The organism is Peribacillus sp. TH14 (genome assembly GCF_016651145.1).
Classification (GTDB): domain Bacteria; phylum Bacillota; class Bacilli; order Bacillales; family DSM-1321; genus Peribacillus; species Peribacillus butanolivorans.
Genome location: NZ_JAEKEK010000001.1, coordinates 5,804,637 through 5,830,573, shown reverse-complemented (window position 1 = coordinate 5,830,573; position 25,937 = coordinate 5,804,637). Strand labels below are relative to the sequence as shown.

The following is a 25,937-nucleotide window of genomic DNA, read 5'->3' as shown; positions in this document are numbered from 1 at the left end:
TACATCAATTATTCTATTGATGTATTTTTCAAACTTGTCCATGTTTGTCTTTTCTATCTTTTTGCTTATATGTGCGTTAACATCAAAAGTTATAGCAAGGCTGCCATAACCTAATCTTTCCTGAATATATTTCATATCTGCTCCAGCTTTAAGTAGGGGCACCGTATGTGTATGACGTAAGGATAGGCAGAGAAGGCAACTCAGATTTTTTTAATATACGACTGAATGCATTAAATAAAATAGACTTTGGCATGAAGCTACCACCATCTATGCAAAGTACTAGATTTAAATCATGGTGGTGTAAATGATTCAAGGTTAGTTTTTATTGATTTTGATGCATATGATGATGTTGAATTACTTGAGTAAGTGTTTGGCTAATTTTTGGTTTACCCCTAATATAGTAATAGCATAGAAGTTTTGAAAGAGACCTCTAATATTATGGGGAATTATGAGATCGGAAAAGTGGGGATAATTACTAAATCTTTAAAAAAATCTGGGGGCAGGTTAAGAACTGATATAAGAAGTCCACTATCGTGGAACCGTTTTTCTAAAAATACTAATTTGTTAAAAATGAGGTGATGAGATGATGAAGCACATATTATTATTTGTTGTTTTATTAATGGTTTCCTATTTTATTTTAGACTTCACTTTTATTAAGGCTGTTCTTTATTCAATTATTATGGTGATTATTGTTAGTTTGATTTATTTTTTTGATAAGCATAGAAATATGGATTCGCATTAAAAAAATAGAAATTGAGATTAAAAGTAAAAATTTAGAGGGTGATACAAGGCATAGATAAACTTGTCTGTCCAAAATCCTCTAGCCATTGAAAAAACCCCGATTTCACAATTTACCTAATAAAGATTCTCCATTCACTCAAACATATTTGCTTAAGTGTGAACCGACGACTGGAAAACTATAACACACTGTAAAAAGTTATTTCTCTTTGCCTGTAAGTTGACCTCAATTAATGATCATGTTCTATCACCTAAATAAAATTCAAATAACTCCTCACATCTATTTCTCAATCAAGGGTTAAAACTAACAGGACCTCTCCTACCGAGAGGGGGTATTATATTTCTTGATAAATGTAGTTAGTAACAAGAAGTAAAACTCCACGAATGTACATATTTCTAGGTAATGAACCTAAACATCTTCTTTATCTTTACATAATCTAAATCAAATAAAGAATTGAGGGGGATTTACTAAAAATGTATGATTTAATAAAAAACGAAGATATAAATGCAATTGATTTAAGAAGAATTGGTTTTGGTGGTGGGGGTCACTTTGGAGGTTTTGGGAGACCATTTGGTTTTGGGAGACCATTTGGATTTGGGAGGCCATTTGGATTTGGGAGACCATTTGGTTTTGGATTTCCTTTTCTAGGAGGTCTTGCTGCAGGAGCGTTGCTTGCAGGGCCCTATTATGGTGGTGGATATGATGGCTATTATGGATATGATTATGGATATCCAGGATATGCTCCATACCCAGCCCCATATTCATACTACCCTTATTGAAAAAGAAGTTAGTGGCTAATAGAAACTTTGAGAGCGCCTATATGAAATTGTACAGATACTTCTTATTTTAAAGCCCTTATCTTTTAAGAAGGGCTTATTTTTATTTAAAAAGGTAAATCATCCTGAATTATAGGTGTAACCTTCTTAACTAACTCCGTAATATTATTATCTCCGTTAAAAACACTTTTTTTCCTGAAATCCTAACTAGATCCGTATTCACTTTGAATCTGCTGAATCCATTCGTAGGCGGTAATTGCAGCTGTACAATCTGGATCATTCTTGTAGTGTGAACCGACGACTGGAAAACTCCACTCTGTAAAAAATATTTCCCTTTGCGTGTAAGTTGACCTCAATATTAATGTTCATGTTCTATCACCTAAATAAAATTTTAATAACTCCTCACATCTATTTCTCAATCTAGGATTAAAATAATTATGTATTTCTTCGTATCCATACCGACTAATTAGACTAGTGATCTTACGAGAGATATAGCTATTTATAATGCTGATCAGTAATTTGATAGAGCTGTCAGGAGGAAATAAGCAGGAAATTATCTCCTAATATCGAACTGTTAGATAAAGGAGATGGTAAAAATGAATCTGAGAGTTAAATATAGGCTTTTTATTCATGTTGACGGAGGTCTTACTCCCGAGAAATATGACCGATACGAGATACTAAACGTCAGAGAAGATATTGATCCTGATGATACTAAGGATTACCAAGAACTTAATATAAAGTTAGGAAAGTCGATTAATCGGCCTGTAAATGAATTTAAAATGAAAAGCTTTGAACCAATGTAGGAGCATCCTTGCGATGGTGTTTTTTACTTGCAGGAAATTATCTCCTTTAGTCGAAATGTTGTTTGATTAAGGCATAGAAAATTTATAATAAGCAAAGGGACGGCACTCATGAAGAGAGAGTCGTCTTTTTATGGATAAAGAAGGAAATAACCTGTCGTTTGGAGAATATGACGAGAGGGGGTGGGATAATTGCGACAAAATAGTGAACTGGTTTTAACTAAAGAGGATATTTTAAGAATGATTGTTAAACACCTTGATGTATTCCCGTTAACTAGTCTAGAGGCTATTAGAGAAGTGATTAGGAGTTCTTTAAAACAACAAGGCTTAATATTTGGGGTAACTGAACATTCAGGTGGCGGTACTATAACCAATAGAGAAAGAATATCAGATGAAGATACCCTTTTAATTAATGATTGTATTTATGACCTTTTATATACTCGTGTTATCACGCCTGGTATTAATGATGATAATCTTGATTTACCTTGGATTCATGTTTCTGATAAAGAGAAACTCAAAACATACCTAAATGAATAGTAATCATTTTAGTTCAAAGCACTCATTTCATTGGGTGCTTTTGCCTTTTTTAATAAAAGGGGATTATCTCTTTTGTCAAATTGAGTAGGCGACAGGAGTTGATGACACGAATACATTGAAACTTATTTATGTAATATTAAATGATCTTGAAAAAAACGAGGAGGAACGACCAAACTTAATAAATTATTAATGTTGCGTGAATCAGTAATAATCAAACTTGGTGTCGGTTTGGGCTAGGCTATACCTACGTTAAAAGGATGCAAGTCTAGAAGAGAATATTTAATAAATTTAAAATTATGGCTAGAGAAATGAGAGACTTTTTAAAATGATAATTCGAAAGCATAATAATGGGTGCTTTTCATTTGCAGGAAATTATCTCCTTGTGCCGAATTTATAGGACAAAGGGAGTTGATAAAATGGATAGTAGTCAATTATCAATTTTTACATTGGAAACACTAAAAAATCACAAAACAAGTACAGGTGTTAGTGTAACCCAATTTTTAAAACAAAAACATCCTAATGGTGATTGGGTAGTAAATAAGGATGAAATAGGTTATTACGTAAAAGTAGCACATTTAACAATGAAATATCGATGGAAAATAGTTGGTGAAGTTATAGAGGCTATTAATGGTAGAGCTGTACAACTTACACCAGATTTACATCCAAATAAAGTTAATATAGACGCTAAAAGAGAAAAGGTCCAATTAATGATCTATGATTTTGTTAGAAATACCTTTGGAGAGATTGAAAGCATGGAAGAATCCATTAAAAAAGCTTCTGTAAAATTCAATCTTACTGAAAAAGAGGTTGAGGCAATATATCTATCCAGAGAGGTTTAAACTTAAGTTATACTTATACCTTTTAGAAGCAAGTGCAATTATAACTAAATAAAACTGCTCCCTAAGTAAGGGAAGGTAAAAAGATGTAGGATGATTTAGTCTATGTTTTCACAAACTTTTCTAGGAACCACTTAGAATTACAAGGTGCTTTGTAAGTACTAGCTAAGGAAAAATCGAGATTGCAAAAGCTCTAAATTCAAAGGGGATTTCGAAATAGTCAATGGATTAAACCAAGTACACTAGAAGTCTTCTTAGCAACAATGAATCTAATGTGAAATGAGATTCACAAGCAGTTCGCAGCTCATACATCCCGATTTCATTTATAAGCGACCATACTAATTGGGTATGGCCGCTACTATTCCCTTTTTATTTTTTAGGGATTGTGAAGGGTGGTTAATGTTTTGTAACCCGTAATAATTCTTAAAGCTCTTCAATTTCCACTTCAGAGTAACCTCTAAAGATTAAAAATCTTCTTTTCTATTTGAATTTTTACAAGTATCTAATATCGGCTTTTTCCTTTATAGCAGGTTTTCAATAACTCTTTAGCGCGTTTAGCAGATATCTCATATTCAAATTCACATACATCAATATCATCTTCAATGTGTTCGTAGAGGTAATTAATCATTTCTATGAAAGACCTAAAGATTACAGTTGTTTTATTCGCTTCGATGTCTTATAAAAGTTATTTCTGGTTTAATTTTATTTTTTCTATACAATCCACGTATGTCTATCTCCCGAGATGGTAAAGAAATTTTCTTCTTTTATCTCCCATTTGTTTAATAAATATTTTGATTCATATATTCCTTCATTCTTTTAAATTCAGTATAAAAAATCAATGGCAATATGATCATAAAAATATACGAATTTGCATGACTATTATTCATGGAGGTATCAAAATATGGAGGGAATTACCACTTAAAAGAACTACACTAGAAGACTTTCCCTCTACTAAGTAAACAAAGCTTAGGTCTTCTCGTTCTCTAAAGTCGAGGGTGATTTTTTAAGAATACTAAATTGTATTCCATCATAATATGCATTAGTTAAAAATATGGAGTAGGTGGCCATGTAAATGGGTTTTGTGGAGATGATACCAGGACGATTGTACATTGGAGGACGAATTTCTTCCGATGATTGGGGTTTTGTTCAGAGAAATATATCAGTCATCGTGAACCTACGTACGAAACCTGATCGTCCTCCATTTGATTTTTCAAGAAGAATAATGATATGGGTTCCTATTACTATATGGGTAACTCCTAGTTTAGAATTGGTCGATAACTTGATCAAACAGCTTAATCAATTGTTTGACCAGGGCTATCGAATATTAATTCACGATACTTTAGGAATACAACGATTGGGCTTTATCATTACTGCATTTTATATGCAAAAATATAGATTAAATCGAGAAGAGGCCCTTTACTTGGTTAAACAAAAAAAACCTGATATAAAACCCACTGAAAACTATCTGCAATTGCTAACTCAGTATGAAAATTATTTAAACCTGTAAGAAAAAGACCCATGTATGTACTTATCACTGTCAAATAGACAGTTATAAAAAAAGACTATATTCAATCGGAGCTCGATCATTTAGTCGTTTTTGGAACTTGTATGATAAAAAACTAGAAGCTCTTGGTATTATCCGCCAGATAGCAATGAGGAGAAAAAATATGCTGCAGATTGCTAATGCCATTATTATTCAACCAGTGAAAGTTGAAATGTCCGGTCTTTAAAACAACTACACTTGTGAATCTTAATTTAGATAAATCTTTAGATGCAGCTTTTTTCACACTGAAGCTGCCTTATTTACTGTTGATTTCCCATGCTTTTTTATAGCGTTTTGTATATCAATCAGGCAATTGCAAATGAAAACTAAAGATCTTTCATAAAAGTTGAATAAAATATAGGGATGGGATTTTTTTATTCATAAAAGAACGTTTGTTCGTGTGTGTATTTGATGAAATTCAGCATTTTTTCATTAGAGAAAAAGAGCTAAATAGCAAAAACTCCTTATGAAAGGAGTATAATAATTTATTAAATATATAAAGGTTTTTTAGGGACGAAATATAATTGCTATATACAAAGGGAACTGCCCATTATGTCGAATATTCATTATAAATTTCCTACAAACTGATAGCTATTTATATTATCACGTTTTGTTGAACACAAAATGATTGTTATTGGTGATAATTAGGATAGATGACGTTTTGTAAGAAAATCACTTCTCTTTTTAGGGATTCGGAAACTTGGAGTAATGAGTTCACATCCTTTTGCAATGAGGTGATTTGATTTTCCATTTTCCTCATTTTCCTACTTTGTTCCTTTGCTTCTTGTTCTTCTTTTTTTTCTAATATAGCGGATTGTTCTATTTCAATCGCGACACCACTTGATGAAACTAAGTCACCAATTGTAATTATAATGGCACCTATTAAAGCTAATGCAAAGCCTACATTTGATTCTGAACCTGAATCTGAATCTGAATCTGAACCTGAACCTGAACCTTTTCCTTTTCCTTTTCCTTTTCTTGAACTTGTTCCTGAACCTGTTCCTGCTCTTGATGTATCGGGGTTTTCTAAACCCTCTACTTCTTCAATTTCTTCTACCTCTTGAGCTTCAACTGCAATCCCAAGAACAGTAAGAATGTTTCCTATGTTAACAATCAATGAACCAAATAAATCAATCTTATCTCCAATATTAGTAGGTAAGGAATTTAAAATATGATCTTCTTCGGGTTTCCACTGGTTCAAAACTTCTCACCTTCTTGGCTGTTACTTTATTTTTTTAAATAAGCTCAATGTTGCCACATTTAGCTCTTGTTCGATGTCTTTTAATTTGGAAATTGCATTTTGTATATCGTCTTCATTCAATTCTGTTAGGGTTTCATTATCAATTCTCCATAATAAATTATTCAAACAATCTAAAATTTCCTTGAATGATTTTATTAATAACCCATGTTCCCCATCCAAAATATATGGGGGAACAATAGTCTCTAGAGATTGGACACTACACTGTCCTACACTAATCGCATTTTTTAAATCTATACAGTACTGGTCATAATCAGAAATTATTCCATCAATATAAGTAGGATGTACCATATTAGAGATATAAACTAAATTTCCTCCCACCAATTGTAGAGTTTGCCCGTATTTCTTTAAATTTCTTCTCATATAATTTCCTCCTGATAACCAAAACACATTGGGCTTTTATCTTTGATAATGTATGCGATGGAAATAAAATGGTTCAAATAAAAATAAGGGTTCATTTGTATAAAATAATGATAAAAACTCTTCTCATTTGTGAGGGCTATTTATGCTAATGTTCCCCTGTAAAAATGGGGATTTTCCCCCTACAGCATGTTAATACCTTTCATCACTGTTTGAAACATGGATGGGGAGTTTTCAAGGAATCGCGACAAAGTATTCGGATAACTGCTCCTATTGATACCGTTGGCCCGAATTGGGTAAGAACTTGGTTTTCATCAGTTAGCTAATGCAAATTCAATGGGGTATGTTCGTTGATGCGATAAATAAATAATATTGGGCACTGGTTTAGATACATTTAAGAAAATAATGAATATTGGATGTATACGATAGGTGGCAAATGAAGTATTAATTCATTTGAACGAAGCTAAAGAACATTGGGAAAAAAGTAGTTTTTGAGACAATTCTTATTCAGTTAACGGGTAGCGTAATTAAATAAGGAACACGAAAATTATCAATCTTTTTTATTAAAGAATATTCGATTAAATATTATAAGAGCAGGTTTTGAACAATCATTTTTCAAAACACGCTCTTTTCTATGTTCGTTTATTAAGGGAGCATTAATTTAAAATAAATTTTATTTCAAAACTAAAAATTTTACTCACTTACATTAGTAATATATGGTATTATTTAAAATGGTATTATTTTCTAAAATATGCAATCTGGGGTGGAATTTACATGGAGTTTTTTACTAAGTGGTCGTTTAAGAACAAGGCAGCTGTTTCATTAGTAACCATTTTTATTTTGTTGATAGGAGTTGTTAGTTATTTTAAACTGCCTATGGAATTTTTACCATCTGCTGATAATCCACAAGTTACGATTGTCACAATGGGGCAGGGCACTGATTCGAAAACGATGGAAACGCAAGTTACAGATCCGATAGAAAGGGTTGTTACAGGAGTAAAAGGAAAGAGTTCAGTATACTCCACTACTGGAGATGGATTTTCAAAAGTAGATCTATTCTTTGAATCGGGATCTGATATGAAACAAGCAAAACTTGATGTTCAAGAGGCTTTAGACAATGTAACATTGCCTCAAAATATTGCAAAGCCTACTGTTACACAGCTTAATACCTCAATGATTCCTATTTCATTTATTGCTGTGACTTTTAAGGAAGGATTAACAGCTGAAAATCTAGACTTTGCTAAGAAAGAATTAGAGCCTCTATATAAAGATATTAAAGGAGTTTCAGATGTACAGACATTTGGAGTTTCTCAATCTGTTCTTTCAGTTAAAGTGGATAATAAACAATTGGCTAAAAAGAAAGTCTCCATTCAAGATGTAATGAGCGTCCTTAACGGTCAGAATACAGCTCTAGCCGTTGGCGAGAAGGTGATTGATGGGAAGACAAGTAATATTAAGGTTATCGGTGATTTAACGAGTATTGAAAAATTAAAAGCGCTAAAGGTCACTTCAAAGGTCACGCTAGGAGAGATAGCAAAAGTTGACGAAGCGAAGAATGGTAACCTCATTAGTCGTTTTAACGGAAAAGAAAGCATTGATATAAGCATTATTAAGGACAGCCAATCAAATGCTGTCACAATCAGTAAAGAAGTTGAAAAAGTATCAAAAGAAATTAATGAAAAGTATCCTGACCAGAAATCAACTATCTATTTATCTACAGCTGATATGGTGGAGACTTCTGTTCAGACGATGGTTAAAGAAGTGCTACTTGGTGCACTATTCGCCACTATTGTGATTATGGTCTTTTTACGAAATGTACGGTCTACATTTATTACAATCGTATCCATACCGTTATCTCTTGGCTTCACGTTATTTTTGCTGTCATTGTCAGGAGTGACGTTAAATATATTGACGCTAGGCGGTGTCGCTGTAGCGATTGGTCGCTTGGTGGACGATAGTATTGTTGTTATTGAAAATATTTTCCGGAAAATGCAACAAGAGAAGATTTCAATCCAATTGGTTATGGATGCAACAAAAGAAGTAGGAGTGGCGATAACAGCTTCAACACTTACTACTGTAGCCGTCTTCTTGCCAGTAGCTTTATTGAACGGAGGGCTTCAAGAATTTCTACTGCCTTTTGCTTTAACGGTCACTTATTCTTTGCTAGCTTCTTTAATTGTAGCATTAACTGTTGTTCCGTTAATGAGTGCAGGATTGCTGAAGAAAGCGAAGTTGCCAAAACATCGACCAGCTAAGCGTTTTACTAAGTTGGTTACTTGGTCATTAAACCATAAATGGATGGTCTTGATTGTTGCATTGCTGTTGTTTGTCGGTTCAATTGGCACATATTTTGCTATGCCAAAAGGAGCAATTGATAATTCTTCAGCTGACTATGTCTCCGTGACGTTAACTTATCCAAATGATCAGCCCTTTGATAAAGTAAAAGAAAAAGCGATTGAACTCGAAGAAACGATTCAAGATATGAGTGAAGTGGATAATGTGTTCATGCAATTAGGAAACTCTGCCGAAGCGGCTCAATATGGCGCTGTCACATCACCTACAGAAGCGACTTTTGGTATCTTAGTGAAGGATAAAGCAAACATAGATACAATCTTGGGGGAAATCGAAAAGCAAAAAGAAAACTATCCTGATGCGAAGCTTACTGCCACCGCTTCTTCATTTATGATGGGGGCATCAAAGACGAACATTACGATAGACGTGATTGGCAGTAATGTTGAAGATTTGGAATCGACAGCCAATAAGATCAAACAAAATATTCAAGATATTAAAGGAATTGAAGATGTTACAACGAACCAAGACGAAAAGAAAACCATTTATTCATTCAAGGTAGATCCGGCTAAAGGCAACACAGAACAAATAGGGCAACAACTTGGTATCATGCTTAATAGAACCCCAATAGGCAATATTACCTTGGAGGATAAGCAGACACCTGTAGTCCTTGAACCAATCTTAGATCCTAAAAAACCAAAGGATTTAAAGAATATTCCTATTATGACAGATGGTGGTTTAGTCCCGGTGTCAAAAGTTGCTTCTTTAAAGAGTGAAGAGAGTGCAACTACCCAGTTCCATAAAGACGGAGAAACGTATCTTCAATTAACTGCAACCGTAGATCCGGCTAAGCTTTCTGATATTGCAAGCAAAATAAATCTTGAGATTTTTGGAGACAAGGAGAACAAAGGCCTTGCTATTCCGAAAGATGTAGATATATATGTTGGAGGAGCTAGCGCTCAGCAAACAGATGATTTTACTGATTTGTTCCTTACCATGTTAATATCTATAGGCATTGTCTTTCTAATCATGGTTATAACATTTAAATCAATTAAAGCACCGGTCGCGATTTTATTTTCATTGCCGTTCGCTGCTATTGGAGCAGTGTTAGGATTGGTTATCAGTCGAATTCCAGTGGATATTACAGCACTGTTGGGTGCGCTTATGTTAATTGGAATTGTGGTGACAAACGCGATTGTGCTTCTGGATCGAGTCAAACAAAACGAACAAAAAATGATTATTCGTGATGCAATTATTGAAGCAACGGCTACAAGATTCCGTCCGATTATTATGACGGCTGTAGCAACCATTTGTGCAATGCTGCCTCTTTTATATAAAAAGGCAGAAACAGGAAGTCTGGTTTCACAAAGCTTAGCCATCGTTGTCATTGGCGGGCTAGCTGTTTCTACACTGCTCACACTTATCGTCATTCCATGTATATACGAATTGCTACACTATAAAAAATCGAAAAAACAGAGAAAGAAAAAGAGAGAACCCGTTAACGAACACATCGAGATGTAAGGAAGCTTAATAAAAAAGTTTGTAGAGAAAGCGACGCTTTCTTTACAAACTTTTTTTTCTGTAAAATGGATATAAAACTTACAGTTACAAGAGCCAGTCAAAGAATAGGGAAGATGGCCTTTAGATTCTTTGTCTGTTTTTCCTGTAGTCCTTTAGATTCAGCGTAGATATATATCAAAATACATATGATCATCTCATGCTTTTTAAATTTTATTTAAAAAATAGTTGACTTCCGTTCAACCTGTAACTAAAATAGTTACAGCAGAGGTGATAAATAAAACAACCGCAAGAAGCAATGGAACAAGTAGTTACATCACTACTAAATCAAATAATGCTGCACAGTGAATGTGTAGTTAATCAATTGCATTCTATATTGTAGAGAAAGCATATTTTTTTACCTTTATTGTAACTAATTAAGTTACAAGTGGAAACTATTGATAAAAAGAGAGGAATATAATATGAATGTAAAAATTAAAGCTTATTCTGATTTCATATGTCCATTTTGTTTTTTAGGAAAAGGTCCTTTAGATGAAATCGTAAAGGAAAAAGATGTAGAAGTAGAATGGATGCCATTTGAATTGCGTCCGAGTCCATATTCCAAAATTGATCCATGGCAAGAGCCTGAAAAATTGAATTCATGGGATTCTTATATTCTTCCTACTGCGAAAAAGCTCGGAGTCGATATGCGTTTACCACGTGTTTCTCCACATCCATATACACATTTGGCTTTTGAAGGGTGTCAGTTTGCAAAGGAGCATGGAAAAGGGAATGAGTTCCACAGCAGAGTGTTTACGGCATTTTTTCAAGAGGAACAAAATATTGAAGATATTGAAGTATTAACAAAATTAGCAGGTGAAGTTGAACTGCCTGAGGATGCTTTTAGAGAAGCGTTAGTGTCACGTAAGTATCGCGAAGTGCATCAAGAAGCTCTAAAGCATGCTTACGAAGAAGCTAACATTATGGCTGTTCCAACGTTTATTATTGGTGATGAAGTTATTCAAGGACTAGCTAGCAAAGAAAGGTTAGCACAAGCCATTGAGAACGAAGCAGAAAAAAATAAACAAAATGAATTTGATGGCTTGCAATGTGATATGAAGGGAAATTGCTAATAACGGTTTAAACTATTAGAAAAAATCTATGAATATATAATTTTAACATTAAACATAATTTGGAGGAATCAAAATGTCAGTAACTAAAACAAATTTAAAAGACGCAATCATCAATCGTCGTTCCATTCGAAAGGTGAAAAAGAACGAAAATATTACGAAAGAAAGAATCAATGAAGTATTAAAAACCGCAATACATGCACCATCTTCATTTAATATGCAAAGTGGACGTATAGTGGTAGTGATGAATGACGAGCATGAAAAGTTTTGGGATATTGTTAAAGAAACACTTCGTTCTCGTGTTCCAGAAGAGAACTTTGGAGCGACTGTAGAACGATTACAAGGATTTCGTGATGGAGTAGGTACAATTCTATTCTTTGAAAACCAAGAAACAATAGAGCAAATGCAAGATAAAGCACCATCATATAAAGAACAATTTCCATATTGGTCCCATCAAGGAAGTGCAATGTTGCAGTATGCAATATGGATGTCTTTATCAGCAGAAGGTATTGGGGCATCTTTACAACACTATAATCCAATTATTGATGAAGAAGTAAAGAAAACTTGGGATATTCCAGGAAAATGGAGTTTAGTAGCCCAAATGCCATTTGGTGAGCCGAATGAACAACCGGGAGAAAAAACCTTCTTACCTTTCGAAGATGTTGTGAAATTTTATTAATACAAGCAAGTATATGAAGGAAAAAACATGTCAAATTTACAATTTGAAGTCTTTACAGAATCTACGTCAGCATATCAAGCAGATTTTGGTACATGTTTAGGAACTTCAAAATAAGAAAATAGTGAAATTTAATCAATATGTGGATAGTCATGTTGTTCAAAAGGCTATTACAGTCTAAAAATATCAAGTTTCTTAATTTAACATTCCAACCATTAAATAAAAAGAGCCTGTTTACTTTTAACGTAGTAAAAACTGGCTCTTTTTTTGTCGGCATTTGCTAAGCTGGATAGTAAATTAGTAGGGAATTTTAAGAACTGGTGATCTATCAGCTGAAGAAAGGCATCTCATAATTAAATTAATAGTAAACAGACCACCATTTAAATTTTAGATGGTGGTCTGTGCTTATCATTGATAAGAGTTATTATCCAAATTTTATATAGTTAGTTTCAATTGTCTGAGATATATCGTATGGCCCCTCATCTTTATTTGAAGGTATGACCGTTGTAATTCCAGACTGCGGATAATAAGAAGAGTTAAAACTGACACCTGGGTCATAACCCATGACATGATATTTACAAATTGTATTATCCTTCTTACTTATCCAAATCCCGTATCCATAATATTCTTCGTCCTCCTCACAAATGTGAGGGGTCAAAAGTAGATGGGTTGTCTCTTCATTTAAAAGTTTATAGCTAAGTAGAGCTTCCCAAAACTTCATCATATCAGGAGCCGTAATAAATGCTCCTCCATCTGCCCCACCTTGAATTGGGACGGCATAATTATTGGTTTTCCATGTTCCAGCGTCCTCTAAATCTATATAACCAATTGCGGTATTTTTAGGTAGTCTATCTAAAGAGAAATAACCAGAATCATGCATATCACACTTTGTAAAAAGATTCGTTTCTATATATTTAGTAAAACTTATACCTGTTTGTTGCTCAATAATTAGTCCTAATAGAATATAGCCAGCATTATTATAATGAAACCTTTCTCCAGGAGTAAACATCATCTTATTATTTTGAAACATAGGTAAAAAATCAGATAAACTTGTTAGTAGGTACATCGGTTTATCTTTCCAAAGGTCTTCAAAATTCTCCATTACAGCTTCATCAAAATAATCAGGTATCCCTGAACTATGTGTTAGAAGGTGGTGGATCGTTATATCTTCATCGAAATTTGGAAAATTAAGGTCTAAACAATCTTTAAGCCTTGTTTCGAAAGCAATATCTCCTTTTTCTACTAACTGACAAATCGCTACCGCTGTAAACAATTTGCACCCAGAAGCGATTCCAAACTTAGTGCTAATTTTATTTTTTATTTCATCAGCTCTGTTAGAAAAACCAAAGGCTGACCTCATAAACGCAATTATTTTTATTATTTATTAAAATAACACCAGAAAAGTCTATCTTACTTGTTAAATCTACTATATCTTTATTTATATTTATCATAAAAACACATCCTATATCTGATTTACCAATCTTTTTTACTGAGTAATTATTAGCTACTATTTTAATTAACTGTTCCAGGACTCCTAATAATTTTATCACATTATTTTTATCGAATGGAATTATTTACTAAATTAATGAGATATCCTAGCGATTTAACTAATACTAATAAAGGAGGGTTTATTGAAAAGTTCAAGTGAAAATCTACTAGGATTGCTTGAGGTGGTTGAGTCTGTGTTGCACCATGATAGTTGAAGCCAGACATATTTTTAGTTGTTATCGTAGTTAACCTATTGTCCATTGATGATACTTTAGCAAAGAACCTTGAAGATCATGGAGTGTTATGTCTTCCTTTTTTTGTTGTAGAAATATTATTTCAGTTTTGATGTTCTTTCTGCATAGAATTAGTTTGGAGATAAATAATTGACAATGAGAATCATTTTCATTTATATTAAGTGTATACTGAAAGTGATTCTCAATTAGGTTGGTGATATAGATGAAGGTATTCATTGGCTACGTAAGTTTATCAGATAATACCGAGAAAATGGCTGTAATCATAAAGTTTATAGAATGAAGGCTGCAGGCTGTAAGGTATATATGGAAAGATTGGATACGGTAGAAGTAGATACCTTAAAGGATTTTGATTTGGCCATTATTGGATTATATACATGGAATAAAGAAGATTTGCCATATGAAGCAAACGAACTTTATGAAGAAATAGAACAAGTAGATTTTCAAGAAGTAAAAGTCGCATTTTTGGGTGCCGGCGACTTGACCCAACAAAACCTTGCGCCGCAATAATTATTCTTTCCGATAAAATGAAGGAATATGGTTTTCATGTATTTGAGAAAATATTAAAAATTCATCAAGAAAGCTCTACATATGATCAAATAAAGAAATGCGAAGATTTTGCAGTTTATGCTTTTATATGGGGAAACAAGAGGAAAAAATGGCGATTTCTCTCGTGGAATCGGGTGCTAAGCATCCCGAAATGCCAAAAGTCTGCATATTTGTAAAGGAGGCCGCTTGATGAATACGCAATTAAGTATAAAAGGAGAAGTAAAAAAAGATCAGCTTATACAAGAACTTCTGAAATTTGGGATATTTAAAAAATATAATAAACAACTATATGAACTTCCAATTGTTGTCCTCCAAAAAGAATTCAATCACTTAAGAGGTGAATAAAAAATGTCCAGAAAAAGGAAATCTTTTAATGAACTACTCAAGGAAAACCGCGAACATTTGTTGCATGACAAAAGTGAGTTGGAACGAATTTTTACAAAAATAGATCAAAAAGCGATTGTTGAGTTAAAAAAAGATCAAGTACAATCATAATAGACAATGACTTAAACATCGTTTGATAAATAGTTAAACAGTTTATAAAAATGATTAACCGAAATCAAAATGTGATTTCGGTTCTTTTACTTATCGTGCATTTTTTCATGAATCCTAATACATATACCAACTGCTCGATAAATCTCCGGAAAAAATCCTCTATAAATTATTTAAGGGCTAACTGAGTATGTCGTTTAGGATCTTTTTTAACTACGTATCAGTTACGTCGTTAAATCAAAAAATCATTGTTTAAGCCTATCTCTTTATAGAAAGCGTTCCTCTCCTACGAGCACAAAGGGTGACTTCATCCTTGCATATGTAAAAAGAATTACAAAGTTAAAAGAGTATAAAAATGTGTAAGTGGTTGTTAAATTTGAAGATGAATAGAGAATAAAAACTGTGAGAAAAGAATGAGAAAACTAATAAAAAACCCCAAATAGGGGTTTATATAGTTAATATCTGAATGGTCTTCGCGGACAACAAGGAGGTTGTGGCACTCCACCAACAAACCTTTGAGTGTAACACTCATTCACTACAGATACATTATTTGGAGAATGATGTATATACTTTTTCACATGTCTATTAACGATTGTAGTATGTGTCGGATGAACAACAGGTATTACTGTGTTCGTGACATTGGTTTTAACAAATTGTTTTGTGGGTGAAATTTGAGGTGGACTATGCTGAATAGGAAAAGTTTGTGACGGACAATATTGTGGTGGACATTGACCATTGTGTGCATTAGCCCATGTTCTATTATACATTTCAAAACCTCCGATTCTTATTTTATAAGTCATTGATAGTTTATGAAATGCAATAATAAATGGACTAGTATAAATGCCTCATTTCAAAACAATAACATCGAAAAGGTTAACTTTGAAAATTATCAAAAATATATAATTTTCATCTTGGTAATATTACTCAGTACGGCTAAAGCATAATAAAAAATAACTATTCCGGATAAGAAATAGTTACAAAAGTTAATCGGGGTCTAAGGGAAATGCAAAAGAAAATTCTATCTATTGTCAGTATAAGTAGTGATCCAAAGGTGGTTCCAATGAACACGATAGACCAACTAACATCTATACTTTTTCAAAAAGCAGCCGTTTTGCATCTTTGGTTCTAGAAACAGAGAACATGTACATCCACATCTGTTTATTATGTGCCTAAAATGGAAGGGGTTATCGATGGAAGAGACGTAATTATAAGAGGGTGAATTTGTGTAGGATTATCAAATCTAGTCTTTTAAGTTTAATCCCCCTATAAGCGCAATGACATACGGAAAGCTATTTATTAGGCTAGCATTTAATTTGAATAGTGCCCTACTAAAACAGTAGACTAAGTTTCGAAACAAGTTTACGAATATGTAGAGCAAGATGCTGATATGGACACCTGGCCCCTTTTAATTTTTAGGTAATGTATGTAGGTTAAGGTGACCGATTTCTTGATTAATTTGTGGAGGGAACCAAAGAGGCAGTAATACTGTTACAGGTTTAAGCGATAATATACATCTTGCCTAAATTTTTCATGAGCAATCTAAAGGCTGTGGAATGGCTTTGAGCGAGTGATTAGCTCTGTCTTCATTAGCAAGCTTTACCCTATCCGTGTTGATGTGGTCACTCTACATTAATCAAAAACCCCACAGGAAGTCATTGATCGACTTCTAGTGAGGTTAGAATCGTTTGTTTAGCTTAAAAAACAAAAATTATGAAAAAATTATCATTTAAATATATTTATACTGATAATTGGCATAGCAAAAACATAAATTAGAAACGCACCTACTATAGGAACGATTAAGAACGCTTTACTTGAAGGCCCATATTTAGCAGAGATTGATCTCGATCTCGATGGTCATATTATTATTTCTTGTCTACGCACATGAATACTTCATTTATTAGGTTAGCAGCTAGTTTTACCGTGCGATTATCATAATCTAATGATGGATTTACTTCACAGATATCAAATGAAATAGTTTTCTTATGTGAAGTAATTTTGCGAATTAATTCTCTAACTATTTTTCCAGAGAGACCAAATGAGGAAGGTGCACTAACACCTGGTGCTTCAGAAGCGTTTATAACATCCATACAAAGTGTTAATATAATACAATCATTTTGATTTATAAAATTTTGAATTTTCTCTTCATTTTCATTGGAAATCTCATTTACTAATTCTTCTTCATAAATCCAGGAACAATTAAGTGAGGTAGCGGTGTTAAATAATTTTTTTGTGTTTCCATAACGTTGAATACCAATAGGTAAATAACTTGCTTGACTATCATTGTCCAATATTTGTTTAAACATTGTTCCAGAAGAAGTCATTTGGTCATAAGAACGTAAGTCAAAATGAGCATCGATGTTAAGGATCCCTATTTTAACATTTGGTCCAACATGCGACCTTACTCCTAGATAATGTCCATAAAAGGTTTCATGTCCGCCTCCCAAAATAACAGGAAACATATTTTTAGTTAATATTTTCTCAACGTGACTTCCTAATTCAGCTTGAGCTGCTTCTAACTGTTGATTTTCACAAATGATATTTCCAAAATCAACTAGACTATCTGTTGATTGGCCGTGCCAAGATAAAGAAGATAAGGATTTACGTATTTCATTTGGAGCTTCTTTGCTTCCAAGTCTTCCTTTATTCCTGCGTACGCCTTCATCACAAGAGAATCCTATTATCCCGCATGAATCATTTGTTGATGTTCTTGAATGATCACTAACTATTTGATGAATTCTAAATTCATCTTTATCTATTAAACTATCTGTTCTGCCTTTCCATAAATCCATATTTGGTACTTCATACATTTATTATCCCACCCTAGAAATTATTTATTTATTAGAGTATATCTGCTATTATTTATAATATCCAATACGTATTTTCAATATATTAATATAAAAAAACTATAAGTGGGGTGCATTTTTGGATATTAGGCAACTAACTTATTTCATTTCTGTAGTAGAAAATAAGAGTTTTTCAAAAGCAGCAAAAAAATTGCACCTTTCTCAACCCTCGTTAAGCAATGCAATTACAAAATTAGAACATAATATTGGATTTCCTTTACTTGAACGGTCTACTCGTTCTGTTCGACTATCAGATTCAGGAGAATTATTCTATCAAAGAGCAATTGAAATATTAAAAAAATTCCAACAATTTGAAATAGAATCGGCAGAAATACAACAAGTTGGAAATAAGCGACTGTCTATCGGAATTATTGAATCAACAAAACATTGGATATCTCAGGTAATTAGAGATTACAATAAACATCAATCAATAACTCATTATCAATTAGACGAAATATTAAGTAAAGAAAATGTAATTAACGCATTACTAAATTATAAAAATCATCTTGTTTTAACAAATCAAGAAATTACTCACCAAGAATTAAATGTACAAAAATTATATTCTGAAAAATTATGTTTAATTGCAAATGTTAATCATGCACTGTTCAAGATACCGAATATTTCATTATCGGATATTCAGCCATACCCTTTTATTATATGTTCAGATGGATTTGAAACGAGGAATAACATTTTCAAAGCCTTTGAGGCCGAAAATCTTTCTCTAGATGTACAATTTTCCGTCGAACGCTTTGAAACAATTTGTGAACTAATTTCAAATGACTTAGGCATCAGTATCTTACCTGAACGATATTGTGAAAGTATAAATGATTCTAGATTGCATTTTGAATATTTGGATTCTTCATATTTTAACCGTACTGTGTATCTAGTTACATGTAAGAATCGTTTTGTTGCTCCACATGTTAACTTATTTATTAAACATATTTTTGATTTTCACAATCTCGAAGTCCCAATAGAGTAAAGCCTATTGGGGCTTTTTTGTCGTAAGAAAGCTATAATCCGAGGGTCCCATATGAAGTTCACATAATAGGGGTGGAGGATTAAGCACCTATAGAAGTATCTCGTTTGTAAAATGTTATTCCTGAAAAGTATGATTATTATCCCCAGTGATCTTGAAAAACACCAGTTTTTTCATGTTTCTTTATATCACGAAACAATAATCCGAAGGGGGTAACTGGGATTTTTCGTATGTTGTCTCTAACAGCCCAAAATTAAAAGAGTAGCAATTGCTATTCTTTTAATTTTTAACCAGTCCTATTTTAATTTAATTCTAATTGAATTGTAGTAACAATATTAGCATCATCGATCCATAAATAAACATTCTTACATTTGTGCGTGAAATATCTAATCGCAAAAGTATCTTTTAAAGAATCTTCTAAAGTCCAACTGGATAAGGCAAGAGAAATTATAGGACCCTGTGATGTGTTTTTTAAACAATCTAACACCTCATCGAACTCCATATCTTCGTATTTCTCTATAAATTCAGATAATATCTTGTATGATTTTTGAGGTCTCCATTCATATTGTGTGTTGTTAATTGTCCCATATAGATTTTTTATTATTGGATTTAAATTATTCAATCTGATCAAAGAGAGAGATTCTTGATTCGGCTTACTTAACATTATTTCTGATGGTAATTCATTTTCTAATACAATTTTCGTGTTGTCAAAATGCATAATGATTTCTTCGATTACTTGATTATCAATTCTATTATCGACAAATAACGAAGTAACACTCTTATCATCTTGAGAACCCAACAATAAAAAGAATTGAGTTAATAGTGAATATTTTTTTTGGATATTTGATTCGGGAATACATTCCCTGATCTTGAAATCCAAAAGACTGTTTGTATTGTCTTCAAACTGATTATTTGCTTCAAAAGGTTTCATCCATTCTAATATAGAAAACCACCTAGTATGTTTTTATTTTACCTCAAAATAACTATAACCATTTGCAATTGCTGAATAATGACCATTTTTTACTGTCATGAACGTTCCATCTAGTTTTGCACGATATTTTCCAGCAGACAATCTGTCAGATGATATTGTTTAGTAGCTTCCAATAAGGTCAATTATGTTAATTAGAGTTGCAAACGTTATTCAGAGTAGATTTATTCTATTCGAATATTAAAGAATCCCCAATATTATATTGTTTTTCATCAATAATTTTATCTTTTTTGTAAAAAATAACCTTGACCTCTTTTTCTTCAAAAGCTTTTATGATGGTATCTTCCGTTATCCCCTTAGAATAGAATATAAATTCGCTCTTGTATATATCAGAATTATCACTTTCTTTTTCGGAGGAATTCCCGAACCAATATCTCTGCTGATTATCAATTGTATTAATTACTTTCTTAAAGTCTGGTATATTTACTCTCTTCTTACTAGAACCATCTATCTGGAAGGTAAGAGAAAATTTTCTAAAGTCATCCTTTTTTTAGGGTCTTTAAGGTAATTCACCTGTACTTCTTTAAATTCATCATCCGTTAATTTATCTATTTGAACATTCAAATTTACATTTTCCTCTTTACTAGTACTTTTATTACTACAAGCCCCCATAATAGCAATAATTAAGATTAATAAAATCTTTTTAATAAATAAAGTTTTTTTCATGTGATATCTCCTCTTAATTTATTTTTAACCATTATAAATAATCTAATGAACTGTTTCCCTTTTAAAGGGATTGTAAATGGGGGAATTGTTAAAATGTCTGTGTCTTAACTTTCCTCTTTAGAAGGTACTAATTTTAAAGCTTTTGTATTATCAAGGACACCATATCCATATTCATGAGGATTCCCAATTTTTATGTTGCACCTGCAACATATGGTGTCGCCACAGAAGTTCCGTTTATATATATAATGATTGTCAATATACGTACTATAAACATTTTCACCTGGAGCCACTATATCCAACTCTCTACAGTATGCTTCTTGATAAAGTAGGATCAGCTGACAATAAATTAAGGCTAGCTCGGTGGAATGACGCGGTTCAGATCATTTAATAATCTATACAATTAGCATATGTCAATGCCACATATGTTAATTGTATAAAGAGTAATCGAAATGATAATTAAGGAGTATCGAAATGTATCCTTCCAGCTTGTCTTCCCCGGTAAGTGATGGAATAGGCTACCCGTTTATTTTGATTGGTGTTGTTTTCATAGTTTTTCGATTCATTCCATCTTATTAATACATTTAGGACTAAAGCTGATTCACTAAACGTGATTAGACCCTAATTGTTAAATTATATTTTTAACATCTTTATGGATGTATTTCCAAATATTTAAAGCTATTCAAATCATTGTTTCCAGAAATAATAAGAAAAAACACAATGGAGAAATCAAATGAAAAACAAAAAAATTTATCAAGTATTTATCGTTACTTTTTTATTTGTGTTAATGATTAATCACACTGTTTATGCAATTGAATGGGAAGATGAAGATGTACCTATAAGCTTTAAAATTGAGATGTTGCCTTGGGAGATTGTAAATAACATTATTCCTAATAAAACAAATTTCACCATTATAGATATTGAAACTGGTTTATCATTTAAAGTACAACGAAGAGCAGGTAGCCATCATGCCGATGTACAGCCACTAACCAAGGAAGATACTCAAATCATGAAGAAAATTTATAATAATAAATGGAGTTGGAATAGAAGAGCTATTATTGTATTAATCAATAATCAAATGATTGCTGCATCTATGCATGGAATGCCACATGGCGCTGGTGCTCTTCAAAATGGTTTTTCAGGTCACTTCTGTGTTCATTTCTCTGGAAGTATAACGCATCGTTTGAAAAACGAAGATCTTTCTCATAAATTAATGGTATTGAAAGCGGCTGGTAAGCTTGACGATTATATAGAAACGGTAAGTCCCTATGAACTTATTCGTATTTTTACCATTTCCATTAATCAAGGAAATCAGAAATTATTAGCACTGACCTTATCAAATCCGAGTCATCTTAATCGTGTCAATAAACTTATTGAAGATATTACATATTTTGGTGTGGTTGACCCTTTAAGACAACCACCTGAGCAACTAAATGGGGTATTTCTCGTGGATGTACCCGTTCAAGTAGCTATCTATAAGAAGAGAGAGGGCAAAGAAAAAAAGGTTATGCATTTTATGATCCGAAGGGACAGTTTGACTGATCGTTGGTTTATTGATCAAGATTCGCTCTATGAAGACTTAAAATAGGATATGTAAAATGAGGAATACATGAAATGATAAATTCCAACCCATATTAAATTAATGTGGGGGTGGTTTCACTGAGATTAACATGGATTGCCGGCCTTTTACTATTCGTTCAACAAGTGTATATTCCTGACAGCTTATCGGTAACCCAGCAAGGGCAAACGATTGCTGTTGTCAAACGCGCTGATGTTTCTATGCCATTTCTAGATGTTCCTATGATGGACGTGGATAAATACAATCAGCTTATCGAAAAAATAGACCGTCATGTGTATCAAGAGCCTGTAAATGCCACAATCGACAAGAATGGTAATATTCTTCCTGGGCGGGTGGGTTACAAGTTATACCATCAAGCATTTAAAGAGCAATTTTTTTCCTTTCTATACGGACGTAGAGAACAGAAAGTTGAAGTTCCCTTACTTGCCATTCATCCAAAGGTTGATAACGAACTACTTGCTCAGATTCGTGTAAATAAGATTGGTGAATATAGAACCTATTTTAATGTGAATAATAAAAATCGTTATAATAATATTTCGCTCGCTACAGACGCCATTAATAATTATGTCGTGTTTCCAGAAGAGACGTTTTCTTTTAACCAAGCCGTTGGTAAGAGAACAGTGAACAAAGGATATTTGCCCGCTCGCGTTATCGTCAAAGGAGAGTTTTCTGAAGGGGTCGGTGGAGGGATTTGTCAGGTTTCATCCACTCTGTATAATGCCATCGACAATGCAGGGTTACAAATTATTCGCCGCTATTCCCATACTAGGCATGTTCCTTATGTTCCACCAGGCCGCGATGCCACGGTAAGCTGGTATGGTCCTGATTTTCGCTTTAAAAACAAGTACAATCAACCAATCCTAATCCGAGCTACAACACAAGAAGGCACAGTAAGTATCAGTGTTTACTCTTCAGATATGATAAATAATGAGACACGGAAAGTTCCCTATGCTTCAAGTCAGATATTAAAGGAAGCTTTGGATTATACGAATGTGAAAATTGTTGATTAAACAAGGGGCCCACCAATCTGTGCGGCCATATTCTCTCGTTTTTTTAGCGGTATGGAAGTAGCGGAAAATGGTGATTTGGCAAACTGGATGATCCCAGACAAGGTCTTCAAAGGACTTGAGTGGAGCGATGGATCTTGTCAACGGAGCGAAACACGTTATCGGAACATGTGAGTAAGCATAGCAAAAATACACATTGAACAAATGAAAGAAGCAGTTGGTGATGGTGTTGAATTAATAAGATATCGAGACATCAGCTTTTGTTTATTTAATGGCTTGCGCTGTTTTTACCATCATTGTAGCAGCGGGACTTAATTTGAAACAAGGTCTTTCCTTCAAAGATCCATTGGTAATTAGCAGCGGAAAACAAATGTGACCAAACAATAAAGTAATGAATATGTATATCAAACTTTCAACTTTGTTATTCAAGCGATGTTACGAGGCAATTCATCATCAATTTATCGCTAATACCTTTATACAGTAAATTCTTACTGAATCATGGTATTAGTGTTTATTCAACTAAAATTAAATTTTATAATCGATTAATAAAGAGCTGATAATAATAGATGAAACAGAAAAATTCTGAAACGTTCGAGGAAATACTGAGTGGAGGAACGGAATAGTTTAACCAGATTTTTCTTTTCATTATTCGATTTTGTGGGTATAATATATTAAATCATATTAGAAGGGATGATGGGTGGCCGATGAAGTTCTAATCTTATTTCAAACATTTGAGAAAATTTTTCAAATTAAAAAATAGGATTAGTCTGCCCATTTTCCATATAATTTTTTAAGCTATTCATTAAATAGCTTATTTTCATTATGAAAAATGCAACTAATCCTTCCAAATTCATTTGGGAGGATTTTTTCTCCCTTGAAAAAGAAAGGGTGATACGATGAAAGAAATCGTAAAATTAAATCAAATAAATTTAGAAATTATGGACCGTATTATATTTAAAGATCTTAACGCAACTATTGGTCGTGGAGAAGTGATTGGTCTAGTTGGCCGTAATGGTAGCGGAAAGTCCACGCTATTACAAATTTTACTTGGACATGTAAAACTATCTGAGGGACAGGTTGAATGGGAAAATAGCAAAACCGAAGTCTTTTTAGTGGATCAGGAAAAACAAACATACGCATCTGAGCATGTTACACAATTAGAAGCTACTCTAATGGCGAAATGGCATATTCCAGATGTTCCTTACGAAGTGTTAAGTGGCGGAGAAAAGCTCAAAATTCGTCTTGCAAAAGGTTTCGCGTTAGCACCGCATTTACTCTTATTAGATGAACCAACAAACCATCTAGATATAGAAAGTACGGAGCTGTTAGTTAATCAAATAGAAAATTATACGGGTACAATCATTGTCGTTTCACATGACAGATATTTTTTGGATACTGTAGCGACGAAAATTTGGTCGATTGAAAATACGAAATTATTCGAGCAAAAAGGAAATTATACACATTATATAAAGATTCGAGAACAAAGAAGATTAACTCAACAAAGAGAGTACGAAAAACAACAAAGAAAAATGGAACTCGTAGAAAATCAAATAAACGAACTGACATCGTGGTCGCAAAAAGCGCATGCACAATCGACTAAGCAAGAAGGATTTAAAGAATATTACCGCCTAAAAGCGAAACGAATGGATTCTCAAGTCAAATCTAAGCGTAAACGTCTTGAGAAGGAACTTGAGAAGACAAAGGTTGAACGTGTTGAGGAAGATTATCTTGTTCGATTTTCGTTAGAAGCGAATACGAAGGTCGGCAAAAGATTTTTAGAGGTGAAAAACTTAAAAAAGGATTTTGGGGAACGAATATTATTTGAACAGACGAATTTTACAATTCAACACGGTGAAAAAGTAGCACTTATTGGCCCGAATGGTAGTGGGAAAACGACATTTTTAAATATCGTAATGGGCAATGTGTTTGCTGAAGGGGACATTTGGGTTTCCCCATCTGCGAATATTGGTTATTTAACGCAGCAAGTATTTGACTTGCCTCTAGAGAAAACGCCTGAACAATTATTTAAACGTGAAACATTTAAAGAACGGGGCAAGGTTCAGAATTTAATGAAGCATTTAGGATTTACAGCAAGTCAATGGTCTGAGCCAATTGAACAGATGAGTATGGGAGAGCGCGTGAAGTGTAAGCTTATGCTATATATACTGGAAGAAAAAGATGTACTAATTTTAGATGAACCGACAAACCATTTAGATTTGCCTTCGAGAGAGCAATTGGAAAAAACGTTAGCAGAGTATACCGGTACGTTGGTCGTTGTTTCACACGATCAATATTTCTTGAGTAAAACGACTTCAGTTCAGTTGATTTTTGAAAATCACCGTATACAAAAGAAATTAAAGCAGTCAAATGAAAAGGTTGATTCACTTGCAGAACAGCGCTTAAAGCTTGAAACAGAACGACAAGAAGTATTAGGGAAATTGAGCTTTTTATCATCCAAAAGCCCAGAGTATATAGAACTCGATCAAAGATTCAATGAACTTACAAAAAAGATTAAGGGATTAGAAAATCTATAATTCAGTAACGAATGCACTTTAGTGGAAATTAAACGAATTTGATTTTAGTTTTATTAATTGTATTTACTCTGAACGAATCATATTAAAGAGCTTAAAAAGGAGGTACTACGTTTTAGATAGTATCTC

The 25,937-nt window shown here is 33.2% G+C and carries 21 protein-coding genes and 2 pseudogenes; 16 read left to right on the top strand and 7 right to left on the bottom strand.

The genetic code is table 11. From position 1 onward, the window contains the following. Positions 1–1,212 precede the first annotated feature (1,212 nt). The 5 genes from JFU50_RS27955 to JFU50_RS27935 all read left to right on the top strand — a co-directional run bounded on the left by JFU50_RS27955 (position 1,213) and on the right by JFU50_RS27935 (position 5,195). A complete protein-coding gene (locus JFU50_RS27955) occupies positions 1,213–1,518 on the top strand; it encodes a hypothetical protein (protein WP_201224979.1) in 306 nt (101 codons plus the stop codon). A 593-nt stretch (positions 1,519–2,111) separates the two neighbouring features. Then, positions 2,112–2,318, top strand: a complete 207-nt coding sequence (locus JFU50_RS27950; RefSeq protein ID WP_053345473.1) for a hypothetical protein — start codon at positions 2,112–2,114, stop codon at positions 2,316–2,318. A gap of 189 nt (positions 2,319–2,507) precedes the next feature. Then, entirely contained in the window at positions 2,508–2,852 is a 345-nt protein-coding gene (locus JFU50_RS27945; RefSeq protein WP_053345474.1) for a hypothetical protein, read from the top strand. 416 nt (positions 2,853–3,268) lie between these two features. Further along, positions 3,269–3,691, top strand: coding sequence for a hypothetical protein (locus tag JFU50_RS27940; protein WP_201224978.1), 423 nt, complete (start codon positions 3,269–3,271; stop codon positions 3,689–3,691). A 1,069-nt stretch (positions 3,692–4,760) separates the two neighbouring features. Then, a complete protein-coding gene (locus JFU50_RS27935) occupies positions 4,761–5,195 on the top strand; it encodes a protein-tyrosine phosphatase family protein (RefSeq protein WP_201181267.1) in 435 nt (144 codons plus the stop codon). 667 nt (positions 5,196–5,862) lie between these two features. On the opposite strand, the gene JFU50_RS27930 is transcribed toward JFU50_RS27935, so the two are convergent. Both JFU50_RS27930 and JFU50_RS27925 read right to left on the bottom strand, forming a co-directional pair. Next, positions 5,863–6,432 (bottom strand): hypothetical protein, encoded by a 570-nt coding sequence (locus JFU50_RS27930; RefSeq protein ID WP_201224977.1) that lies wholly within the window; start codon positions 6,430–6,432, stop codon positions 5,863–5,865. 21 nt (positions 6,433–6,453) lie between these two features. After that, complete coding sequence (locus tag JFU50_RS27925) at positions 6,454–6,852, bottom strand: hypothetical protein (RefSeq protein WP_201224976.1); 399 nt, start codon at positions 6,850–6,852, stop codon at positions 6,454–6,456. 771 nt (positions 6,853–7,623) lie between these two features. On the opposite strand from JFU50_RS27925, the gene JFU50_RS27920 reads away from it, so the two are divergent. The 3 genes from JFU50_RS27920 (at position 7,624) to JFU50_RS27910 (ending at position 12,444) form a co-directional block, all read left to right on the top strand. Continuing rightward, positions 7,624–10,659 carry an efflux RND transporter permease subunit gene (locus tag JFU50_RS27920; protein ID WP_201224975.1) on the top strand — a complete coding sequence of 1,012 codons (3,036 nt, stop codon included), beginning with the start codon at positions 7,624–7,626 and terminating at the stop codon, positions 10,657–10,659. A gap of 458 nt (positions 10,660–11,117) precedes the next feature. After that, complete coding sequence (locus tag JFU50_RS27915; protein ID WP_201224974.1) at positions 11,118–11,768, top strand: DsbA family oxidoreductase; 651 nt, start codon at positions 11,118–11,120, stop codon at positions 11,766–11,768. A 73-nt stretch (positions 11,769–11,841) separates the two neighbouring features. Further along, positions 11,842–12,444, top strand: a complete 603-nt coding sequence (locus JFU50_RS27910) for a nitroreductase family protein (RefSeq protein ID WP_056523889.1) — start codon at positions 11,842–11,844, stop codon at positions 12,442–12,444. A gap of 421 nt (positions 12,445–12,865) precedes the next feature. On the opposite strand, the pseudogene JFU50_RS27905 reads toward JFU50_RS27910, so the two are convergent. Next, positions 12,866–13,892: pseudogene (locus JFU50_RS27905) on the bottom strand (serine hydrolase domain-containing protein). A 567-nt stretch (positions 13,893–14,459) separates the two neighbouring features. Here JFU50_RS27905 and JFU50_RS27900 point away from each other — a divergent pair. From JFU50_RS27900 to JFU50_RS27890, 3 genes are all read left to right on the top strand, one after another. Continuing rightward, complete coding sequence (locus JFU50_RS27900) at positions 14,460–14,690, top strand: flavodoxin domain-containing protein (protein ID WP_201254502.1); 231 nt, start codon at positions 14,460–14,462, stop codon at positions 14,688–14,690. Between the two features lie 228 nt (positions 14,691–14,918). Beyond that, a complete protein-coding gene (locus tag JFU50_RS27895) occupies positions 14,919–15,074 on the top strand; it encodes a Fur-regulated basic protein FbpA (protein WP_083450699.1) in 156 nt (51 codons plus the stop codon). A gap of 3 nt (positions 15,075–15,077) precedes the next feature. Further along, positions 15,078–15,224 carry an FbpB family small basic protein gene (locus JFU50_RS27890; RefSeq protein ID WP_152952254.1) on the top strand — a complete coding sequence of 49 codons (147 nt, stop codon included), beginning with the start codon at positions 15,078–15,080 and terminating at the stop codon, positions 15,222–15,224. 452 nt (positions 15,225–15,676) lie between these two features. On the opposite strand, the gene JFU50_RS27885 is transcribed toward JFU50_RS27890, so the two are convergent. Together JFU50_RS27885 and hutG are read right to left on the bottom strand one after the other, a co-directional pair. Further along, positions 15,677–15,988 (bottom strand): CotD family spore coat protein, encoded by a 312-nt coding sequence (locus JFU50_RS27885; protein WP_201224972.1) that lies wholly within the window; start codon positions 15,986–15,988, stop codon positions 15,677–15,679. A gap of 1,095 nt (positions 15,989–17,083) precedes the next feature. Continuing rightward, positions 17,084–18,028 carry a formimidoylglutamase gene (gene hutG, locus JFU50_RS27880; RefSeq protein ID WP_201224971.1) on the bottom strand — a complete coding sequence of 315 codons (945 nt, stop codon included), beginning with the start codon at positions 18,026–18,028 and terminating at the stop codon, positions 17,084–17,086. A gap of 115 nt (positions 18,029–18,143) precedes the next feature. Here hutG and JFU50_RS27875 point away from each other — a divergent pair, with 115 nt between their 5' ends. Continuing rightward, the gene (locus tag JFU50_RS27875; protein WP_201224970.1) at positions 18,144–19,043 is read left to right on the top strand and encodes a LysR family transcriptional regulator; all 900 of its coding nucleotides are present in this window, start codon (positions 18,144–18,146) and stop codon (positions 19,041–19,043) included. A 298-nt stretch (positions 19,044–19,341) separates the two neighbouring features. On the opposite strand, the gene JFU50_RS27870 is transcribed toward JFU50_RS27875, so the two are convergent. Together JFU50_RS27870 and JFU50_RS27865 are read right to left on the bottom strand one after the other, a co-directional pair. Further along, entirely contained in the window at positions 19,342–19,971 is a 630-nt protein-coding gene (locus JFU50_RS27870) for a hypothetical protein (RefSeq protein ID WP_201224969.1), read from the bottom strand. A 504-nt stretch (positions 19,972–20,475) separates the two neighbouring features. After that, on the bottom strand, positions 20,476–20,694 hold the full coding sequence (locus JFU50_RS27865) for a hypothetical protein (protein ID WP_201224968.1): 219 nt from the start codon (positions 20,692–20,694) through the stop codon (positions 20,476–20,478). 730 nt (positions 20,695–21,424) lie between these two features. Between JFU50_RS27865 and JFU50_RS27860 the strand changes: the two genes are divergently transcribed. The 4 genes and pseudogenes from JFU50_RS27860 to abc-f all read left to right on the top strand — a co-directional run bounded on the left by JFU50_RS27860 (position 21,425) and on the right by abc-f (position 25,811). Next, positions 21,425–22,279 carry a hypothetical protein gene (locus tag JFU50_RS27860; protein WP_201181253.1) on the top strand — a complete coding sequence of 285 codons (855 nt, stop codon included), beginning with the start codon at positions 21,425–21,427 and terminating at the stop codon, positions 22,277–22,279. 71 nt (positions 22,280–22,350) lie between these two features. Then, the gene (locus JFU50_RS27855) at positions 22,351–23,280 is read left to right on the top strand and encodes a VanW family protein (protein WP_242486185.1); all 930 of its coding nucleotides are present in this window, start codon (positions 22,351–22,353) and stop codon (positions 23,278–23,280) included. A gap of 48 nt (positions 23,281–23,328) precedes the next feature. Then, a pseudogene (locus JFU50_RS31175) lies at positions 23,329–23,440 on the top strand (CoA-transferase); the annotation flags it as partial. A 733-nt stretch (positions 23,441–24,173) separates the two neighbouring features. After that, entirely contained in the window at positions 24,174–25,811 is a 1,638-nt protein-coding gene (gene abc-f / locus JFU50_RS27850) for a ribosomal protection-like ABC-F family protein (RefSeq protein ID WP_201224967.1), read from the top strand. The last annotated feature ends 126 nt before the right edge of the window (positions 25,812–25,937 follow it).

Excerpts from the sequence above, each read along its gene's own strand:
- JFU50_RS27955 (WP_201224979.1), top strand. The coding sequence starts at position 1,213 with ATGTATGATTTAATAAAAAACGAAGATATAAATGCAATTGATTTAAGA.
- JFU50_RS27950 (WP_053345473.1), top strand. The coding sequence starts at position 2,112 with ATGAATCTGAGAGTTAAATATAGGCTTTTTATTCATGTTGACGGAGGT.
- JFU50_RS27940 (WP_201224978.1), top strand. The coding sequence starts at position 3,269 with ATGGATAGTAGTCAATTATCAATTTTTACATTGGAAACACTAAAAAAT.
- JFU50_RS27935 (WP_201181267.1), top strand. The coding sequence starts at position 4,761 with ATGGGTTTTGTGGAGATGATACCAGGACGATTGTACATTGGAGGACGA.
- JFU50_RS27925 (WP_201224976.1), bottom strand. The coding sequence starts at position 6,852 with ATGAGAAGAAATTTAAAGAAATACGGGCAAACTCTACAATTGGTGGGA.
- JFU50_RS27920 (WP_201224975.1), top strand. The coding sequence starts at position 7,624 with ATGGAGTTTTTTACTAAGTGGTCGTTTAAGAACAAGGCAGCTGTTTCA.
- JFU50_RS27915 (WP_201224974.1), top strand. The coding sequence starts at position 11,118 with ATGAATGTAAAAATTAAAGCTTATTCTGATTTCATATGTCCATTTTGT.
- JFU50_RS27910 (WP_056523889.1), top strand. The coding sequence starts at position 11,842 with ATGTCAGTAACTAAAACAAATTTAAAAGACGCAATCATCAATCGTCGT.
- JFU50_RS27900 (WP_201254502.1), top strand. The coding sequence starts at position 14,460 with ATGAAGGCTGCAGGCTGTAAGGTATATATGGAAAGATTGGATACGGTA.
- JFU50_RS27895 (WP_083450699.1), top strand. The coding sequence starts at position 14,919 with ATGAATACGCAATTAAGTATAAAAGGAGAAGTAAAAAAAGATCAGCTT.
- JFU50_RS27890 (WP_152952254.1), top strand. The coding sequence starts at position 15,078 with ATGTCCAGAAAAAGGAAATCTTTTAATGAACTACTCAAGGAAAACCGC.
- JFU50_RS27885 (WP_201224972.1), bottom strand. The coding sequence starts at position 15,988 with ATGTATAATAGAACATGGGCTAATGCACACAATGGTCAATGTCCACCA.
- hutG (WP_201224971.1), bottom strand. The coding sequence starts at position 18,028 with ATGTATGAAGTACCAAATATGGATTTATGGAAAGGCAGAACAGATAGT.
- JFU50_RS27870 (WP_201224969.1), bottom strand. The coding sequence starts at position 19,971 with ATGAAACCTTTTGAAGCAAATAATCAGTTTGAAGACAATACAAACAGT.
- JFU50_RS27865 (WP_201224968.1), bottom strand. The coding sequence starts at position 20,694 with ATGAAAAAAACTTTATTTATTAAAAAGATTTTATTAATCTTAATTATT.
- JFU50_RS27860 (WP_201181253.1), top strand. The coding sequence starts at position 21,425 with ATGAAAAACAAAAAAATTTATCAAGTATTTATCGTTACTTTTTTATTT.
- abc-f (WP_201224967.1), top strand. The coding sequence starts at position 24,174 with ATGAAAGAAATCGTAAAATTAAATCAAATAAATTTAGAAATTATGGAC.